This window comes from Rhodococcus gannanensis (genome assembly GCF_042681175.1).
In the GTDB taxonomy this organism is placed as follows: Bacteria; Actinomycetota; Actinomycetes; order Mycobacteriales; family Mycobacteriaceae; genus Rhodococcus_G; species Rhodococcus_G gannanensis.
On sequence record NZ_JBHUFB010000007.1, the window covers coordinates 58,114 to 77,072 of the forward strand.

The 18,959-nt window shown below is 71.7% G+C and carries 10 protein-coding genes; 6 read left to right on the forward strand and 4 right to left on the reverse strand.

Annotation, left to right across the window (positions count from 1 at the left end; translation table 11 throughout):
- On the reverse strand, window positions 1-388 hold a 388-nt coding region (locus ACFSJG_RS03990), incomplete at its 3' end, for a limonene-1,2-epoxide hydrolase family protein (protein WP_378483912.1).
- Window positions 389-498: 110 nt separating this feature from the next.
- Here ACFSJG_RS03990 and ACFSJG_RS03995 point away from each other — a divergent pair.
- Window positions 499-1,152 carry a L,D-transpeptidase family protein gene (locus ACFSJG_RS03995; RefSeq protein WP_378483913.1) on the forward strand — a complete coding sequence of 218 codons (654 nt, stop codon included), beginning with the start codon at window positions 499-501 and terminating at the stop codon, window positions 1,150-1,152.
- A gap of 24 nt (window positions 1,153-1,176) precedes the next feature.
- Here ACFSJG_RS03995 and ACFSJG_RS04000 read toward each other — a convergent pair whose 3' ends face one another.
- Complete coding sequence (locus ACFSJG_RS04000) at window positions 1,177-2,817, reverse strand: (2,3-dihydroxybenzoyl)adenylate synthase (RefSeq protein ID WP_378483914.1); 1,641 nt, start codon at window positions 2,815-2,817, stop codon at window positions 1,177-1,179.
- 67 nt (window positions 2,818-2,884) lie between these two features.
- Between ACFSJG_RS04000 and ACFSJG_RS04005 the strand changes: the two genes are divergently transcribed.
- The gene (locus ACFSJG_RS04005) at window positions 2,885-3,658 is read left to right on the forward strand and encodes an SDR family oxidoreductase (RefSeq protein ID WP_378483915.1); all 774 of its coding nucleotides are present in this window, start codon (window positions 2,885-2,887) and stop codon (window positions 3,656-3,658) included.
- Window positions 3,659-3,712: 54 nt separating this feature from the next.
- On the forward strand, window positions 3,713-4,375 hold the full coding sequence (locus ACFSJG_RS04010) for an isochorismatase family protein (RefSeq protein ID WP_378483916.1): 663 nt from the start codon (window positions 3,713-3,715) through the stop codon (window positions 4,373-4,375).
- Window positions 4,376-4,394: 19 nt separating this feature from the next.
- On the opposite strand, the gene ACFSJG_RS04015 is transcribed toward ACFSJG_RS04010, so the two are convergent.
- Window positions 4,395-5,531 carry an isochorismate synthase gene (locus ACFSJG_RS04015; RefSeq protein ID WP_378483917.1) on the reverse strand — a complete coding sequence of 379 codons (1,137 nt, stop codon included), beginning with the start codon at window positions 5,529-5,531 and terminating at the stop codon, window positions 4,395-4,397.
- Window positions 5,532-5,619: 88 nt separating this feature from the next.
- On the opposite strand from ACFSJG_RS04015, the gene panD reads away from it, so the two are divergent.
- A complete protein-coding gene (panD, locus tag ACFSJG_RS04020) occupies window positions 5,620-6,015 on the forward strand; it encodes an aspartate 1-decarboxylase (protein WP_378484250.1) in 396 nt (131 codons plus the stop codon).
- A gap of 31 nt (window positions 6,016-6,046) precedes the next feature.
- Here the strand turns inward: panD and ACFSJG_RS04025 are convergent, their stop codons facing one another.
- Entirely contained in the window at window positions 6,047-6,919 is an 873-nt protein-coding gene (locus ACFSJG_RS04025; RefSeq protein WP_378483918.1) for a siderophore-interacting protein, read from the reverse strand.
- Between the two features lie 207 nt (window positions 6,920-7,126).
- Here ACFSJG_RS04025 and ACFSJG_RS04030 point away from each other — a divergent pair, with 207 nt between their 5' ends.
- Window positions 7,127-8,239: an alpha/beta hydrolase family protein gene (locus ACFSJG_RS04030; protein WP_378483919.1), complete on the forward strand. Its 1,113-nt coding sequence runs from the start codon at window positions 7,127-7,129 to the stop codon at window positions 8,237-8,239.
- 111 nt (window positions 8,240-8,350) lie between these two features.
- The gene (locus ACFSJG_RS04035; protein WP_378483920.1) at window positions 8,351-18,916 is read left to right on the forward strand and encodes an amino acid adenylation domain-containing protein; all 10,566 of its coding nucleotides are present in this window, start codon (window positions 8,351-8,353) and stop codon (window positions 18,914-18,916) included.
- Window positions 18,917-18,959 lie beyond the last annotated feature (43 nt).

The following is an 18,959-nucleotide window of genomic DNA, read 5'->3' on the forward strand; positions in this document are numbered from 1 at the left end:
CGACGATCAAGCCGCGCAAGGAATCTCGGTAGCTGAAGTAGTCGCGCCAGACCGCGATCCTGCCGTCGCGCACCTCGAACGTGCCGCACACCCAGAACTCGACGGACAGCGGCCCGACCGCGATCAGATCGGTGCGTTCGGTCTGGACGACGTTTCCGGTCGCGGTGATGTTGTGCATGATCACGTCGAACTTGATCGAGGGGCGGGCGAGGCCACGCATCACCCCGACGGCGCGGGCGCCGCGCAGGGTGGGTAGCGAGACGTTCTGCCAGACGATGTCCTCGGTGGTGAGCGCGGTGGCAGCGTCCAGGTCGGCGTGGGCGAGCGCGGTGAGGAATTCTTCGACCACCGCGGCGGACGTCGTCGTGTCGGGAGAGGTCGGGGTCATGGTGTCTCCGGTCGGTCGGGCGGTCGAGGTTTGCGCCGATCCTGCCAGCGGGAACACGCCGAGTACATCCCAGCGTTTGACCGGGACGCCACCACCGGTCACGATGTGGTGTGCGGAATGTGATGTCAGTCATATTTTCGACCGTTGTCGCGACGGTACTCGCCCTGCTGTGCGCTCCCATCGCCGCAGCCCAGGGGCCGTGGTTCGCCGACCAGGTCGGATCCGCAACCCAGGTCGTCGCCGTCAACGGAACCTCCGGGTCCGGCGCGACGCTCGAGGCCTGGCAGCGTTCGCCGGTCGGATGGCACCGGGTCTCCCCGTCGCTGCCGGCTCTGGTGGGGGAGTCGGGCTTCACGGACCGCGCCCGCGACGGCTTCCCGGCGACCCCGATCGGCGTGTTCAGTCTCGACGAGGCATTCGGTACCGCGCCGTCGCCGGGCGGCGGCCTGCCCTACCGCACCGTCGGTCCCGACGACTGGTGGGACGGCGACCCGGCCAGCCCGACGTTCAACACCCACCAGGTCTGTGCACCGGGAACGTGCGCCTTCGACGAGGACTCCGCGGAGCAGTTGCAGATCCCCGAGTACCGCTACGCGGTGACGATGGGCGTCAACAAGGCTCGGGTCCCCGGCGACGGCGGAGCGTTCTTCCTCCACGTCACGAACGGCGAACCCACTCTCGGGTGCGTCGCCATCGACGAGTCCTCCCTCGTGTGGCTGATCCGCTGGCTGCAGCCCGGCGCGGTCATCGCGATCGAGCGCTGACCCGCCGAATCCGTACCCGCCCGCTCAGCGGGCGGTGAGCGCCTTCCTCAGTTCCTTGCGGCTGGTCTTGCCGACGCCGGTTTCGGGGAAGGCGTCGAGCACCTGCACCTTGTCGGGGATCTTCCACGCCGCGAGCCCGCGCTCGCGGACGAACGCGCGGATCTGGCCCGTCTTGGGCGGGTTGTCCTCGTCGGCGGCGAGGACGAACGCGCAGGTGCGCTCTCCGAGGTACTCGTCGGCGATGGCGACGACCACCACGTCCCGGATCGACGGATGCGCCAGCAGGTGTTCCTCGACCTCTTCGGCGGACACCTTCTCGCCGCCCCGGTTGATCCGGTCGACGGCGCGGCCGCACACGGTGATGTTGCCGCCGGGGTCGACGCGGACGACGTCGCCGGTGCGGTACCAGCCGTCGGCGGTGAAGGAGCGTGCGTTGGCGTCGGCGTTGTTGTAGTAGCCGCGGATCGTGTACGGCCCGTGGGTCAGGAGTGCGCCTTCGGTTCCCGCCGGGACGTCGGCGTCGTTCTCGTCGACGACGCGAATTTCGTCCAGCGGAGACATCGGCCGGCCCTGGGTGGTGTTCACGATCTCGTCAGGGTCGTCGAGTCGGGTGTAGCAGACGAGACCTTCGGCCATCCCGAACACCTGCTGCAGTCGTGCGCCGAGCGCGGGCCCGATGCGGGCGGCGAGTTCGTCGGGGCAGCGGGCCCCGCCGACCTGGACGGTGGCGAGGCTGGAGATGTCGTGGGTGGTGCCGCGCTCGGCGGCTTCCGTCCACAGCCGGGCCAGTGGGGGGACGAGTCCGGTCATGGTGACGCGGGCTCGTTCGATCATCGCAAACGCGGTGGTCGGCGCCGGGGACGGGGTGAGGGCGATCGTGCCGCCCGCGGCGACCGCGCCGAGGATGCCCGGGGAGCTCATCGGAAAGTTGTGGGAGACAGGGAGAGTCGCCATGTAGACGGTGTCCTCGGTGACGCCGCACAGTTCGTTGCTGCGGACCACGCTGTACAGGTAGTCGTCGTGAGTGCGGGGAATCAGCTTGGGGACGCCGGTGCTGCCTCCCGACAGTTGGAGGAACGCGACCTCGGAAGGGTCGGCAGCGGGGAACTCTCGGGTGTCGCCGCGCACGTCGCCGAATGCGACAGTTCCCGCGGGGGCGTCGGCGCCCGCGTCGGGGATGCAGATCACGGTGCGCAGTGTCGGGACGGCGGCGGAGACCTCGGTGGCGAGGGCGGCGTGGTCGAAGCCCTCGTGGTGATGCGCGACGACGATCGCGACGGCCTCGGACGCCGCGGCGAGGGCGGTGAGCTCGGCGGCGCGGTGCGCGGGCAGGCAGAAGACCGGTAGGGCGTCGATGCGGAACAGCGCGAAGACGGTGGCGACGTACTCGGCCCGGTTCGGCAGCTGAATCATCACCCGCTGCCGCGCCTCGATGCCGAGATCGAGCAGTCCGGCGGCGAGTGCGTCGACTCGGGCGTCGAGGTCGGCGTACGTCCACGAGGTGTCGGCGTCGACGACGGCGACGGCGTCCGGGCGTCGGGCCACCGTGTCGCGCAGGACGCGGTCGAACGTCGTTCCCGCCCAGACGCCCTCGCGTCGGTAGTCCGCGGCGTCGGCCTCGGGCCACCGGGTGAATTCGACAGGTCCGCTCGACTGCTCGGGCACCGCATCCCTTTCGCTTCGGGTGTGCCCTGGGGCGCCACCACCAAATCCGTAAGGGTAGCCTACGCTTATGGCTGTGGAAGGTGTGACCGGGCGTTCCGTACTCGTAACCGGTGCCGCAGGCGGCATCGGCGACGCGTGCGCCCGCGTGCTCGAATCCGTCGGTGCCACCGTGGCCCGGTGGGACCTGGCCGGCGACGTCGGCGCGGACCTCGAATCGGGCGGCACGCTCGCGGTGGACGTCACCGACGCGGGCGCCGTCGCCGCGGCCTGGGATCGCACGGAACGGGCTGTCGGCCCGATCTCCGTCCTCGTCCACACCGCCGGGGTCCTGCGGACCGGCTCCGCGATGGATCTCGGCGACGACTGGGAGATCTGCATGGCGGTCAACGGGACCGGGACCCGGAACGTCGCGGGCGAGGCCGGCCGCCGGTTCGTCGCGGCCACCGCGGCGGGGGCGGAACTCGGTGTGATCGTGGGGGTCTCCTCGAATGCGGCCGCGACGCCGCGGACGTCGATGGCGGCGTACGGCGCGTCGAAGGCCGCCGCGACGGCGTACCTGCGCAGCCTCGGTCTGGAACTGGCGCCGCACGGCATTCGCTGCAACATCGTCTCCCCGGGCTCCACGGACACCCCCATGCTGCGCGGCATGTGGTCCGCGGGGGACGAGTCGGCGGCCGTCGTGGCCGGCGACTCGGCGTCGTTCCGCCTCGGCATTCCGCTGGGACGCATCGCCCGGCCGGAGGACGTCGCGCAGACGGTGCTGTTCCTGTGTTCGGACGCCGCCCGGCACGTCACGCTGCACGACCTACGTGTCGACGGTGGAGCAACGCTCGACATGTGAATCAGCACACCAGAACTCGATCGAATCAATCCCCGACAGACAAGGAGTGACCGGATGGCAATCCCGCCCATCGCGCCGTACGACCTGCCGAGCCGCGACGAGGTGTCCGCCGACCGGGTCGACTGGACGCTGGACTCGTCGCGCTGCGCGCTGCTGATCCACGACATGCAGAAGTACTTCATCGACGCGTACGCGCCGGGCACCGAACCGATCTCCTCGGTCCTTGCGAACATCGCCGCCATCCGGGACGCGTGTACGCGCGCCGGGATTCCGGTGATCTACACGATGCAGCCGGGTGATCAGCATCCGTCGCGGCGTGGGATCCTCGCCGACTTCTGGGGCGTCGGCATGACCACCGGCCGCGACACCGAGGTGGTGGAGGAGCTCGAGCCTCGCCGATCGGACATCCAGGTCACCAAGTGGCGCTACTCGGCGTTCCAGCGCACCGACCTCCGGCAGCTCCTCGGGCACTTCGGCCGCGACCAGCTGATCGTCACCGGCGTCTACGCGCACATGGGCTGCATGCTCAGTGCCAGCGAGGCGTTCATGAGCGATGTCGCGCCGTTCATGGTCGTCGACGCGACCGCGGACTTCACCCGGGACGAGCACGTGATGGCGCTGGAGTACGTCGCGAAGCGGGCCGGTGTGGTGCCGACGACGGCCGACGTCGTCGCGGCGATCGAGGCGACCGCGGCCGAGGAGCGACGTACCGCCTGAGGCCGACGCCCGCTGGGGGTCAGTCCATGACCCCCAGCGCCGCCATGATCGTGCCGAATTTCGTTGTGGTCTCGTCGAGTTCGCTGTCCGGTTCGGATGCGGCGACGATGCCGCCGCCCGCATGTGCGAGGACGCCGAGCCCGTCCGCCGCGATCCGGGCGCAGCGAATCGTCACCATCCACTCGCCGTCGCCGGACGCGTCGGTCCAGCCGACGGCGCCCGCGTAGAAGCCGCGTCCGCCCTCGACGGCGAGGATGGTGCGCATCGCCTCGTCCGTGGGGGTTCCGCAGACGGCCGGCGTCGGATGCACGGCAAGCGCCAATTCCAGTGCCGAGACGTGGGGGTCGCGGAGGGTCGCACGGAGCGGGGTGCCCAGGTGCCACAGCTGCGGAGTGGTCGTGAGGACCGGTCCGGGCGGCACCTCGATGTCGGAGCACAGCGGCGCGAGCGATTCCTTGAGCGACTCGACCACATACGAGTGCTCGGTGAGGTCCTTGGTCGATTCGGCGAGCGCGCGCCCGAGGGCGGCGTCCCGGTCGGGATCGGAATCGCGCGGAGCGGACCCGGCAAGTGGGTGGCAGGTGACCGTGGCACCCTGCCTGCGGATCAGCACCTCCGGACTCGAACCGACGAGGCGCACACCGCGGTGATCGTCGCCCGCGGCGCCGAGATCCACGGAGTAGCCGTTTCCGTTCGGGTCGGCCGCCACGAGGCGGGCGAGCACAGCGCGATGGTCCAGCGGCTCCGTCGCGTCCAGTTCGACCGCGCGCGCGAGAACGACCTTGCGCAGCGACGTCTCCCGCAGTCGGGTGACCGCGTCGGTGACGCGGCGGGTGTGTTCGGCCGGCGCGGGCAGGTACCTGCGGACGGTGACGGCGGGTACTTCGGGCCGAGCTGTGACCGGAAGCGGGGCGGAGGTGATCTCGAGTCGTCCGGGGACGGTGAGCGCAGCGGGTTCGCGGACGTCGAACGGCAGTGCCCCGGCGATCGCCTCGCCTGCGCGTACCCGGGCCACGGCCTCGGTGGGGTCGGAGATCGTGCCGGTGACCCCGTGTGCGGTGACCGTGCCGTGCGGACGGGACAGGACGAAGTGGGGCCCTGCGCAGTCTGTCGGCTGGTTCGGTGTGGCCGCGTTCGGGGCCGTGCCGGTCGTCATCCTTCGTCCTTGCCGGGGTCGTGGTTCGGGACCTACCCCTGTCGCACTCTTCTTCGCTTAGGCTAACCTACGCCTCGTGAATCGCATCATGCTGTCCGGGAAGATCCATCGTGCCACCGTCACGCAGGCAGATCTGCACTACGTCGGATCGGTGACCATCGACGAGGACCTGATGGATGCCGCAGATCTGCTCGAAGGCGAGCAGGTGCACATCGTCGACATCGACAACGGTGCGCGGCTCGAGACCTATGCGATCGCCGGCGCCCGGGGGACGGGCGTGATCGGTATCAACGGTGCTGCGGCGCACCTGATCTCGCCGGGTGACCTGGTGATCATCATGGCGTACCGGCACGTGGACACCCGCGAGGCCGCGGACTTCGTTCCCCGTGTCGTGCACGTCGACTCGCGCAACGCGATCGTCGAACTCGGCACCGATCCGGCCGAACCGGTGCCCGGCGCGGCGGATCAGCTCGCCACGCGCTGACGCACCGACCCGCCGTTCCGGGAGGCACCCCTCAGTGGTGCTCCCGGCGACGGTGCTCCATCGACTCGACGGCCTGGTCACGCAGCGCCCGAACGCGGGCGAACGCGCCACTGACCGGGACCCGCCAGTAGCCCGACGCATCCAGCTGGTCCTTCGGAATGCCGCGTTCCTTGGCCACCGCCCGGAGTTCCCGCACGATCGTGGCCTCGCCCGCGATCCACATCCATCCGTCCCCCGACTGCGGGACGACGCGCCGCACGGCATTTGCGAGGAGCGTGGCGTCCGCTGCTCCGGGCTGTCGGTGCACCCAGGTGACGCCGGTCAGGTCGCGCTGTTCCTCGGCGGGCCCGTCCACCAGGACCACCGCGTGCAGTGACGCCGGATCGTCGTGCGACTCCACGTACCGGCCGATCGCGGGCAGTGCCGTCTCGTCGCCGGCCAGGAGCCACCAGTCCGCGCCGACCGGCGGAATCGTCGAGACCTTCGGTCCCGCGAGGTGCAGGACGTCGCCGGGCTTCGCGTCGCGGGCCCAGTTGCCTCCGACGCCGTGGCCGTGCACCACGAAGTCCAGGTCGAGTTCGCCGGTGGCGGCGTCGAATCGGCGCACCGTGTACGCCCGGGCGACGGGTGCGGGCTTGCGCGGCCAGTGCAGGTGGCCGTCGTGCTGCTCGGGCAGCACCGGCTCGGTCTCGCCCTCCTCGGGCAGGAACACCTTGACGTAGTCGTCGGCGCCCTCGGTGCGGAAGGGAGTGACGTCGAGTTCGCCGCTACGGAACGATCTCAGCTGGTCGCCGCCGACGGTGATCCGCCGCATCCGGGGGGTGACCTCGGTGGTGCGGATGACCGTGAGTTCACGCAGGACGATCGGGAGGTCGAGCCGCTGGGACGGGGTGGTCACCGGCATACGCGTGGTCCTTTCCAGAACGAGATAGGTCATCCTAACTTCAGCGGTCGTGCCCATCTTCGATCGGGGCGGTGGATACCGCAAGGGTCGTCACGGCCTCATCTCCGGCGATGACATCCAACCGATCGTCACACCCCACGGGTAGGCCCGGGGAAACTACTGTCGACGGGCGAAACTACAACCACCCCAACGAAAGGCATTGCCTGCATGCTCCGCGTCACTGGACTGGTCGCCGGACTCGTCGCAGCCGCCCTTGTCGTCACGTCGGCGACGGTCGCGCACGCCGTACCCGCGGACCCGGGGGTCGTGGTGGGCAGCCCGCTGACCGATCCGGCACTCGGCGTCGAGGGGGCCTCGCAGGTGCTGGTGTTCACCTATCGGACCGCGGGCGCGGACGGGCTGTCGACCGCGCAGGTCCTCGTCCCGGAAGGCACTGCACCCGATGGCGGCTGGCCGATCGTGGCGTGGGCGCACGGCACGGTGGGCATGGCCGACACGGACGCGCCCACCAGGTCCGGTGTGGTGTACGACCTCTACCGCACCTTGTTCTCGGATTGGCTGGGACGGGGGTTCATGATCGTCGCCACCGACTATGCGGGCCTGGGCACACCCGGTGTGCATCCCTACCTCAACGCCGACGTCGCCGCCCGCAATGTCGTCGACTCGGTGCGCGCGGCTCGTGAGCTGGTGCCGGGCACGTCCGAGCGCTGGGTGGCGGCCGGCCAGTCGCAGGGCGGCCACGCGGCGCTCGCGACAGCCCTGAGAGCCGAATCGCTCGCCCCCGAGTTGGACTACCGGGGCACGTTCGCCAGCGGTGCCCCGACAAATCTCGACCGGCTCGTCGGACTCGCCGGTCCCGACTTTCCCGACCTGCGACTGGACGGGCTGACGCTCTACATGGCGTACATCGCGTCCGGTCTGCGGGAGTCGAGGCCCGATCTCGACGTGAACGGATACCTGACCCCGGCAGGCCGTGAACTAGTCGATGCGGCCGACACCACCCCACTCGCGGAGTTCAAGCCGATGGCGAACCGGATGCCGGTGAGCGACCTGTTCGGTCGCCCACTGGCGGGGACGCCCCTGCCGCAGGCCGTCACCGAGTACCTCGGGGTACCGGCCACCGGGTTCGAGCAACCGCTGATGCTCGTGCAGGGCCTGGCGGACCAGACGGTTCCGCCTGCTCTGTCCCTGTGGTTCGCTGCCGACCTGACACTGGCGGGTGAGCAGTTCGCCCTGCGTCTGCCCAGTGGCGGCCATACGGAGGGGTTGGGACAGTCGGTGTCGGAGGCCGGGGCATTTCTCGAGCGGGTCCTGCGCTGATTCGAGCGGCGGGTGCCTACCTGTCGAACGCATAGAATAGGCTACCCTTACCAACTTGCTGTTCGTTCGCGGTCCGGGCGGGCACGTCGAGAGTGTGGTGAGGAGTAGTCGGTGGAGTCGAGTGCGCAGCTGAACCTGTCTTCCGCGCAGGCGGGAATGTGGTTCGCACAGCAACTCGACCCGGACAATCCTGCATTCGTCACCGGTCAGTGCATCGAGATCACCGGTCCGGTCGACGCGGCGACGCTCGCGCGTGCCGTCGACCTGGTGGTCGCGCAGTCGCCGGAACTGCGTACCCGCGTCACCGTCGAGAACGGAACCGTCCGCCAGGTCCCGGGCGCGGCGGCGCTGCCGCCGACCGCGGTCGTCGCCGCCGACGGAACGGACGCGGCCCTCGCCGACATGCGCGCTCGTCTGCGGGAGCCGATCGACCTGACCTCGCAGCCCGGCTACGGCGCCGCCGTGTACGTCCTCGGCACCGACCGACTGGCCCTCTTCCACCGCGCCCACCACGCAGTCCTCGACGTCTACGGGTACAGCCTGCTCGGCCGCCGGATCGCCGCCGTGCACAACGCGCTGGCAGCCGGGGCCGAGCCCCCCGCTCCCCGCTTCGACCCCGTCGAGAAGGTGCTCGACGAGAACCGCTCCTACGAAGAGTCCGGTGCCGCGGACGCGGACCGCGACTTCTGGCTCACCGAGCTGCGCGGCGCTCCGGACGCGATCAGCCCGGCGTCGACACCCGCGCCTCCCGCGTCGGCTGTCGCTCGGGACCTGTGCAGCCGGACGGTCACCGTCGGCGCCGGCACCGCCGACCGACTCGACGAGATCGGTCGTTCCGCAGGCGGCGGCTGGGGCGACGCGACCACCGCCGTCCTCGCCGGGCACCTCGCACGTGTGACCGGGGAACTCGATGTGACGCTGGGCTTCCCGGCGATGAACCGGATGGGGACCGCGGCCGCGAAGGTGCTGACCACCGCGGTCAACGTCGTCCCCCTCCGGGTGTCGGTCGATCCCGGCGCCGACATCCGGGCGATGACCTCCGCAGTCCGGGCCGCCGTTGGCCGGATCACCCCGCACGCCCGGTACCGCGCCGAGGACATCCACCGCGCGCTGCGGCTCCCGGCCGCCGCGGCCGGACCGGTGGGCCCGACCGTCAACATCAAGCCGTTCGGCGACACCCTGCGCTTCACCGGCGCGACCGCGACGGTGCACTCGCTCGCGCGCGGGCCCGTCCGCGACATCACGTTCGTGGTGCGCCGACTCGACGACACCCGCGAGATCGAGATCCAGATCGACGCCGACGCCGCCCGCTACACCGAGGCAGACCTGGACCGGCACGTGACGGGGCTGACCCGACTGCTGGACGCGACGGTGGTCGGCGGCCAGGTTCTGGCACGGGTGGATCTGACGAGCGACGATGTTCTGCGGGACCTGACGGCGTGGTCCGGGACGATCGCCGTCGACGAGAGCCGAGACGTGCCGGCCCGATTCGGCGACCAGGTCGCGGCGCGACCCGACGCTCTCGCACTCGTCGCGGGCGCAGACCGGTTGACGTACCGCGAACTCGCGGACCGAGTCGACGTCCTGGCCGCCGAGCTGGCATCCCGCGGTGCGTCGCCGGAATCCCTGGTCGCGCTGGCGTTGCCGCGTACCGCGGACGTGGTGGTCGCACTGCTCGCCGTGCTGCGCACCGGCGCGGGATACGTTCCCCTGGACCCGCAGTTCCCGACGTCGCGGCTCGACTACATGCTGGCCGACGCTCGACCCGCCGTGCTGCTGACGACGGTGGGCTTCACGGACCGGGTCACGGTGCCGGCCGGTACCTCGGTCGCGACCCTCTCGGGCGGGGCGATCACGTGGATCGGGTCGGTCGAGACCGGACCCGCCGAGACCGCTGTCGCGGACCCCGCGAGCACCGCCTACGTCATCTACACCTCCGGTTCCACGGGAAACCCGAAGGGCGTCGTCCTCGACCGCCGCGCGCTGTCCCGGTTCGTCGAGGCCGCCGCCGAGGTGGCGCGGATCGGCTCCGCGACAAGGCTGCTCGCGGTCACCACGCTGTCCTTCGACATCGCGGTCCTGGAGCTGTTCGTCCCGCTGTGCCAGGGCGGCACGGTCGTGCTGGCCGACGAGGACGCGGCCCGCGACCCGGCCGCGCTGGCGGCGCTGATCGCGTCGGAGTCCGTCACCGCGATGCAGGCGACCCCGTCGCTGTGGAGCGCGGTGCTCGACCACCCGGCGGTGAACCTGACGTCGGTTGCCGTCCTCGTCGGCGGCGAGGCGCTGCCCGCGCCGGTCGCGACCGACCTCTCGAACCGGGCGCCGTCCGTGACGAACATGTACGGGCCCACCGAGGCGACGGTCTGGTGCACCTCCGCGCCGGTGCCCGCCGGCCGCGACTGGTCCGGCTCCATCGGTGGCCCGTTCCCCGGGACGGCCGCCGTCGTGCTCGACCGCTTCCTGCAGCCGGCGGCGGCGGGTGTCGTCGGCGAGCTGTACGTCGCCGGGCCGCAGCTGGCGCGCGGCTACCGGGGTCGCCCCGATCTCACTGCCGCACGGTTCGTCGCGGACCCGGCCGGGCGCGGGCGCCTGTACCGCACGGGCGACCTCGCACGCTGGACCGCCGACGGCACCCTCGAATACCTCGGCCGCGGCGACGACCAGGTGAAGGTGCGCGGGCACCGGATCGAGCTCGGTGAGATCGACACCGTCGCTGCCGGGTTCGCCGCCGTGTCCGCCTCGGTCACCGTGGCGCACCCCGACGCCACCGGCGCCCTGCGGCTCGTCTGCTACGTCGTCGCGGCCGACGGCATCGTCATCGACACGGCCGCGCTCCGGGTGCACCTCGCGGACGCGTTGCCCGGCTACATGGTTCCGTCGGCGCTGGTGGTGCTGGACGAGTTCCCGCTGACACCGAACCTGAAGGTGGACCGGAAGGCGCTGCCCGCACCCGATTTCGGGGACGTCGAGACGGGCCGCCGGGCCGACACACCCTCCGAGCGCGCCATCGCGGCGGCGTTCGCGGACCTCCTCGGGATCGCCGATCCGGGGGTCGACGCGGACTTCTTCACCCTCGGCGGCACATCGCTGTCGGCGACTCGACTGCTGGCGCGTATCGCCGACGCACTCGGGGCGAGTCTGACCCTGCGGGACGTCTTCGACACCCCGACCGTGGCGGGCCTCGCCGCCGTCGCCGACTCGGCGTCCCCCGCGCTGCCCGCGGTGACGCCGGTGCCGCGCGCCGCGACGATGCCGCTGTCGTCGGCGCAGCAGCGGCTGTGGTTTCTGCACCGCGCCAACGGCCCCTCGGCGACCTACAACGTTCCCTTCGTGCTGCGGATCTCGGGCCGCGTCGACGAGGACGCCCTGCGCCGCGCTCTCGCAGCGGTCGTCGCACGGCACGAGGTGTTGCGTTCCGTCGTGGTCGACGTCGACGGTGTCGGCGCCGCGCGCATCCTGCCCGCCGACACCGCCGTCCCCACCGTCGTCGCCGACCTGGCCGAAGGCGATCTGGATGCGGCGTTGCGGGACGCGGCTCGGACGCCGTTCGACCTGACCTCCGAGATCCCGATCCGGGCGCACCTGCTGCGGACGGCCCCCGACGCGGCCGTGCTGCTGCTGGTGATCCATCACCTCGCCGGTGACGAGTGGTCGGCGGGCCCGGTGCTCGGCGACCTGGCGGCGGCGTACTCGGGCGGCGATCTGCCCGAGGGCGACGACCGGATCCAGTACGCCGACTACGCCGCCTGGCAGGAGTCGAACGCGGAACCCGCGGCCGCACTGGACTTCTGGAGAACGGCGCTCGCCGGCGCGCCGGAGGAGGCCGCGCTCCCACGCGACCGCTCCCGCCCGGCGGTCCCGTCACAGCGCGGCGACGACGTCTGGCTGCACCTCGGGGCCGAGGTGATCGACGGGCTGCGGTCGCGTACGGCCGCGACGGGCACCTCGATGTTCATGGCGGTCCAGGCCGCCGTCGCGATCCTGTTCGCCCGGCTCGGCGCAGGCGACGACATCGTTCTCGGCGCACCCGTCGCGGGGCGTGGTGCGGGTGGTGTGGAGGACGTCGTCGGGTTGTTCGTCGACACCCTCGCCCTGCGCGTCGACCTGTCGGGCGACCCGACCGTCTGCGAGGTGCTCGACCGGGTGCGCCGCGCGGACCTCGACGCGTTCGCCCACCAGGCCGCGCAGTTCGAGGACGTCGTCGACGCGGCGGGCGTGACGCGGTCGCTGTCGCGGCATCCGCTCTTCCAGACCCTCGTGCAGCACCGCACCCCGCACGTCGCGCCCGCGTTCGCAGGTCTGGAGGTGGAGCCGTCGTACCTGTCCACCGGGACCGCGAAGTTCGACCTCACCTTCGAATTCGTCGAGTTGCCGGACGGTCTCGACGTCCGCGTCGAATACGCCGTCGACCTGTTCGACCGTGAGACCGCGGAGGCACTCGCGCAGCGGCTCCGCTCGGTCCTCGTCGTGGTGGCCGGGGTGGACGACCCGTCGGCGCACGCCGTCGACGTGCTGGTGCCCGCCGAACAGGCGGCGCTGCAGGCACCGCCGGCACCGGTCGACGACACGTTGTTGCCGGACCTGCTCGCCGCGGCGGACAGGGACTTCGCCGACCGCGTCGCGCTGGTCGCGGACGGCGCCGAACTCACCTACGGCGTCCTCGCCGCCCGTGTGAACAGGCTGGCGCGGACCCTGATCGACCGTGGCGTCGGCCCGGACACCGTCGTCGCGATCGCCGTCACCCGCACCGCCGGTGCCGTCGTCGCGTTGCGCGCGGTGGTCGCCGCTGGCGCCGCCTACCTGCCCGTCGACCCTGCCTACCCGGCCGCTCGCATCGAGCACATGCTCATCGACGCCGCGCCGACGCTGGTCCTGACCGACGCGCAGACCTCGGCTCTCGTCGCGAGCCTGGCTCCGGCGGCGACAATCGCGACGGTCGCCGACCTCGAAGCAGAGGCGGAGGGGCGGTCGCCGGACGCCGTCGCCGACGCCGAACGGATCGGCGCGCTGCGTGGCGCGAATCTCGCCTACGTCGTCTACACCTCGGGCTCCACGGGCACCCCGAAGGGCGTCCCGGGAACCGTTGCGGCACTGACGAACCGGCTGTCCTGGCAGCGTGACCTGCCGATCGCCGGCGACGTCCGCCTCGCGAAGTCCTCGCTGAGCTTCATCGACGGATCCACCGAACTGCTCGCCGGACTGCTCGCCGGAGCGTGCCTGGTGCTCGCCGACGACGCCGCATCGAAGGATCCCGGTGCGCTGACCGCGCTCGTCGCGGCGCACGAGGTCACCCAGGTCACGGCCGTCCCCAGCCTGGCCGCCGCCCTCGCCGACGCGGGCGCCCGCGTGCCCACCTGGTTCCTCAGTGGCGAGCCCCTCGAACCGCGCGTGATCGCCGAACTCACCGACGCCGCGGACACCGAGGTGACGGTCTACAACTCGTACGGCTCCTCCGAGGTCGCCGGCGACGTGAACGTCTGGGCCGCATCGCCCGGATCGCCCGTGCTGATCGGCGCCGCGGTGCCCGGCGTCGCGGAGTACGTCCTCGATGCGCACCTACGGCCCGTCCCGGACGGCGTCGTCGGCGAACTCCACGTCGGCGGAGTGCAACTCGCCCGCGGCTACCTCGGCCGTCCCGGCCTCACCGTCGGCCGGTTCGTCGCCAACCCGTTCGGCGACGGCCGCCTGTTCCGCACCGGCGACCTCGTGCGCCGCACCCGCACCGGCGACCTCGCGTTCGTCTCCCGCGCCGACAACCAGATGAGCCTGCACGGGTTCCGCATCGAACCGGGCGAGGTGGAGGCGGCGCTGACCACGTACCCGGGTGTCGACCGGGCGCTGGTCACGGTCCGGACCGGGGCGTCCGGCACCGATCAGCTCGTCGGCTACGTGACCGGTGGCGCGGTGCTCACCGGCGACGACCTTCGGATGCACCTGCGGGACCTGCTGCCGGACTACATGATTCCCGCCGCGTTCGTCGCGCTCGACGAGTTCCCGATGTTGCCCAACGGGAAGGTCGACCGGGACGCGCTGCCCGCGCCGGCCCGGGACGCGGCGCGCCGCGAACCGGCCACCGACACCGAACGCGTGATCTGCGGCGCCGTCGCGGACCTTCTCGGACTCGAGTCGGTCGGTCCCGACGAGGACTTCTTCGCCCTCGGCGGGAACTCGCTGCTCGCCACCCGACTGTCGTTCGCGCTCGATTCCCGGCTGGGCCGTGAGATCGGCATCCGCGAGATCTTCGACCTGCGGACCCCGGCCCGCCTCGCGCTCGTGTCGGGCGAAGCCGGGACCCGTGTGCCGTTGGTGCGCGGCGTCCATCCGGATCGGGTTCCGATGTCGGCGGCGCAGGGCCGGTTGTGGTTCCTGTTCCAGCTCGAAGGACCGAGCCCGACCTACAACATCCCGTTCACCATGCGGCTGCGCGGCCGGGTGGACGTGGACGCGCTGCGCGGCGCGCTGGCGCACCTGCTCGGCATGCACGAGAGCCTGCGCACCGTGTTCGAGTCGGGTGAGGGGCACATCGGGTTCCAGCGGGTCCTCGGTGCCCAGGACTGCGAGGTCCCGCTCACCGTTGTCGATCTCACCGCTGCGGACCTCGACGAGCGGCTCGTCGCGGAGACGGGGTACGCGTTCGACATCGCCTCCGAGCTGCCGCTGCGCGCCACGCTGCTCCGCACCGCGGATGACGACGCGCACCTGATGCTGCTGGTTCACCACATCGCCGCCGACGAGTGGTCGGCCCGCCCGCTGATCGCCGATCTGGCCGCCGCGTACTCGCATCTGACGGGTGCGAAGGTGGCACTGCCGCAGCCGCTTCCGGTGCAGTACCGGGACTTCAGCGTGTGGCAGCCGCGGGTGCTCGGCGACCCCACCGAGCCCTGCTCCCCGGTGTCCACCCAACTCGACCACTGGGCCACGGTGCTCGCCGGCCAGCCGGAGGAGCTGACCCTGCCGCGGGACCGGCCGCGTCCGGCCGTCGCCGGCTACCGGGGATCGGCGGTCGGGTTCACCCTCGGCTCGAGCACCGCCCGGGCGTTGGGCGCGGTCGCCGCCGACTCCGGCGCCACCATGTTCATGCTCACCCACACCGCTGTCGCGGTGCTGCTGCGCGAACTCGGCGCCGGCGACGACGTCGTCGTCGGGTCGCCGGTCGCCGGGCGGTCCGCCGCCGCGCTGGAGCGGGTGGTCGGATTCTTCGTCAACACCCTGGTCCTGCGCACCGATCTGAGCGGTGACCCCACATTCGCCGAGCTGCTGCGCCGGGTGCGGAACACCGATCTGGATGCCTATGCGCACCAGGACGTTCCGTTCGAGTTGCTGGTCGATCGGATGGCGCCCGCGCGGTCGTTGTCCCGGCAGCCGCTGTTCCAGGTGCTCGTGCAGTACCGGGATCCGATCGACCCGGTCGCGATGACCGGACTGGACGTGACGCCGGTGTTCGTCGAGACCGGGACCTCGAAGTTCGACCTGACCTTCGAACTCGCCGCGGCCGACGACGGTGGAATCCGCGGCCGCATCGAGTACGCGAGCGACCTGTTCGACCACGCGACAGTCGAGGCCTTCGCGGGCCGGCTGATCACGCTGCTCGAGCAGATCGCCGCGCGACCGGAATCGGCGCTGTCCGCCCTGGACCCGCTGACTGCCGCCGACCGCGCCGCGCTCGCCGCCGCCGAGTCGGGCTCCGCGGTCGCGGTCGACGCGACGACGCTGCCGGAGCTGTTCGCCCGCCAGGCCGCGGTGACACCCGATGCCCTCGCTCTCGTCGTCGACGAGACCGGGCAGGAGTGGAGCTACGCCCGGCTCGACCGTGCCGTCGACGCGCTGGCGGCGCACCTGCACGACGCGGCGGGTGGAGTGGTGGCGGTCGCGGTCCGTCGCAGCGCCGCACTGGTGGTCGCGCTGCTGGCGATCCACCGGGCGGGTGCGGCGTACCTGCCGCTCGACGACAGCTACCCCGCCGACCGCCTGGCGTACATGGTCGACGACGCGCAGCCCGCCGTGCTGCTGCTCGGCCCGGACGTCGCGCGGGTCGAGACCGATGCCACCGTGATCGACATCGATTCCGACGGAGCCGTCCTCGACGCGGCGAACCCGCCCGCACAGGTCGTGCCCACCCACCCCGACTCGGCCGCGTACCTGCTCTACACCTCCGGGTCGACCGGCCGGCCCAAGGGCGTGGTCGTCAGCCACCGCGCGATCGTGAACCGACTCGCGTGGATGCAGGACGAGTACGGGCTGACCGCGGCGGACCGGGTGTTGCAGAAGACGCCGTCCGGGTTCGACGTGTCGGTGTGGGAGTTCTTCTGGCCCTTGATCACCGGTGCCACGCTGGTGGTGGCGCGGCCGGACGGCCACCGCGACCCGCTGTACCTGCGCGAGGTGATGTCCCGGCGCGCGATCACGACGGCGCACTTCGTGCCGTCCATGCTCGCCGCGTTCCTCGACGGTGTCGCCGACGACGGCGTACGCCCGGCTCTCGACCGGGTGCTGTGCAGTGGTGAGGCGCTGACGACCGAGCACCGCGACCGGTTCCACGCGCTCGTCGACGGACCCCTGTTCAACCTGTACGGGCCCACCGAGGCTGCGGTCGACGTGACCGCGACCCCGATCACCGAGTGGGCGGGCGACGGTCCCGGCTGGGTCCCGATCGGTGCTCCCGTGTGGAACACCCGGGTGCTCGTCCTCGACGAGCAGCTGCGTCGGGTGCCGCCGGGAGTGGTGGGCGAGTTGTACCTCGGCGGCGTTCAGCTCGCCCGCGGGTACCACGGCCGGGCCGCGCTGACCGCCGACCGGTTCGTGGCCGATCCACACGGAGAACCGGGGGAGCGGCTGTACCGGACAGGCGATCTGGTGCGCTGGCGCTCCGTCACTCCGGACGGCGCGGACGGCCTCGCGCTGGACTACCTCGGCCGCGCCGACGGTCAGGTGAAACTGCGCGGGCAGCGCGTCGAACTCGGGGAGATCGAGTCGGTCCTCGCCGGCCATCCGTCGGTCGCACAGTCCGCGGCGCTCGTCCGGTCGGGCAGGGTCGACGCCTACGTCGTTCCCGCCCCCGGACGGACGATCGAGATCCCCGACCTGCTGGCCTTCGCCGCACAGACGCTGCCGGAACACATGCTGCCCACGGCGGTCGTGGTGCTGGACGCCTTCCCGCTGTCGGCCAACGGGAAGCTGGACCGGAAGGCGCTGCCGGAGCCCGCGCCGCCGGAGGCGGAGCAGCGACGGGCGCCGGACGGACCCCGCGAGACCGCGCTGTGCGAGCTGTTCGCCGAGGCGCTGCGCGTCGACGAGGTCGGCGCCGACGACGACTTCTTCCTCCTCGGTGGCGACAGCATCGTCTCCATCCAGGTGGTCAACGCCGCCTCGCGGCGCGGAATCACCTTCGGGCCGAAGGAGATCTTCCAGTGGCGCACACCGGCCGCGATCGCGCGCGTCGCCGAGTTCGCCGCCACGGCGGCCACCGGTGCCGCCGACGACGGTCCGGCGGACCCGGCAGCGTCGGGCTCGCTTCCGCTGACCGCGATGGTGCACCGCGCCCGGGAGTCGGGTCGCGAGCCCGCAGGCATCGGTGCTGCGGTCACTGTCGACACCGCGCCGGGCGCGACCCTCGCGCAGGTGCAGGGGGCGGTCGACGGCCTGGTTGCCACACACGATGCGCTGCGACTGCGGTTGACTCGGGTGGCGTCGGTGCTGTGGTCGCTGGACGTCCTCGCGGTGTCGGAAGTGTCGGTCGACCGCGTCGAGGCGAATGACGATCGGGCGCAACAGCACTCCGATGTCGAGTGTGCGGCGACCGCGTCGCTCGACCCCGAGGCCGGCTCTGTGGTGGCGGCGACGTGGATCGACGGCGGTGACGGTCCCGGCACGCTCGTCGTGGCGGTGCACGCGTTCGCCGCGGACAGCAGGTCGCTCGCGGTGCTCGCGGAGGACCTGCGGGAGCTGCTGCGCGGCAACACCCCGAAGCGCCCCGCCGCGACGGCGCACGGGCTCGCGCACCGACTGAACGATCGGGCGCAGGATCCGGCACTCATGGCCGAGTTGGCGCACTGGTCGCAGGTGCTCGCTCCGGGAGCCTCGCTGCGGGTGGGTGTGCCCGCACTGCCTGCGCTCGTACCCGATCGTGGAGTGGTCGAGGTCGATGGCGTGATCGACGATCCCGGCGCCGACAGGGAGTCCGTCGTGGTGGCGGCGGTCGCGCAGGCCGTCGGTGGATGGCGCGGCGTGTCGGCGGATCTCGCCGTCGAGGTGCGGTGTGCCGGATCCGGTGCCGTGGATGGCGACCCGGACGACGCCCGAACGGTCGGTCCGTTCGAAGCGGGTGTCCCCGTCCGGGTCGGTGACGGCGAGGTGGCGACGGCGCGTGCGGCGCTCGCGGCGGCACCGTCACACTCGGGCTACGGCATGCTCCGTTACCTGGGTGCGCAGACGGCGCCCGTTTTCGCGGCGCTGCCGCGTCCGGAGGTGAGTGTGCGAGCGGTGGAGGAGGGCACGCCGCAGCAGACGGCGATCGATCCACGTCCGCTCGACGTGACGATTGCCTTCGGCGACGGTGTCGCGAATGTCCGGGTCGATCACGATGCCTCGCAGGTCGCCGAGTCGGACGCCCGCGAGATCGCCGAGGGGATCTCGGCCGCGCTGGCGGCGTTGGACCGGGCGGGATTGAGTCGGACATAGAGGTTTGGTTAGGCTAACCAGAACTTGCCGGTCGTTCGCCCGG

Excerpts from the sequence above, each read along its gene's own strand:
- ACFSJG_RS04005 (WP_378483915.1), top strand. The coding sequence starts at position 2,885 with ATGGCTGTGGAAGGTGTGACCGGGCGTTCCGTACTCGTAACCGGTGCC.
- ACFSJG_RS04010 (WP_378483916.1), top strand. The coding sequence starts at position 3,713 with ATGGCAATCCCGCCCATCGCGCCGTACGACCTGCCGAGCCGCGACGAG.
- ACFSJG_RS04015 (WP_378483917.1), bottom strand. The coding sequence starts at position 5,531 with ATGACGACCGGCACGGCCCCGAACGCGGCCACACCGAACCAGCCGACA.
- panD (WP_378484250.1), top strand. The coding sequence starts at position 5,620 with ATGCTGTCCGGGAAGATCCATCGTGCCACCGTCACGCAGGCAGATCTG.
- ACFSJG_RS04025 (WP_378483918.1), bottom strand. The coding sequence starts at position 6,919 with ATGCCGGTGACCACCCCGTCCCAGCGGCTCGACCTCCCGATCGTCCTG.
- ACFSJG_RS04030 (WP_378483919.1), top strand. The coding sequence starts at position 7,127 with ATGCTCCGCGTCACTGGACTGGTCGCCGGACTCGTCGCAGCCGCCCTT.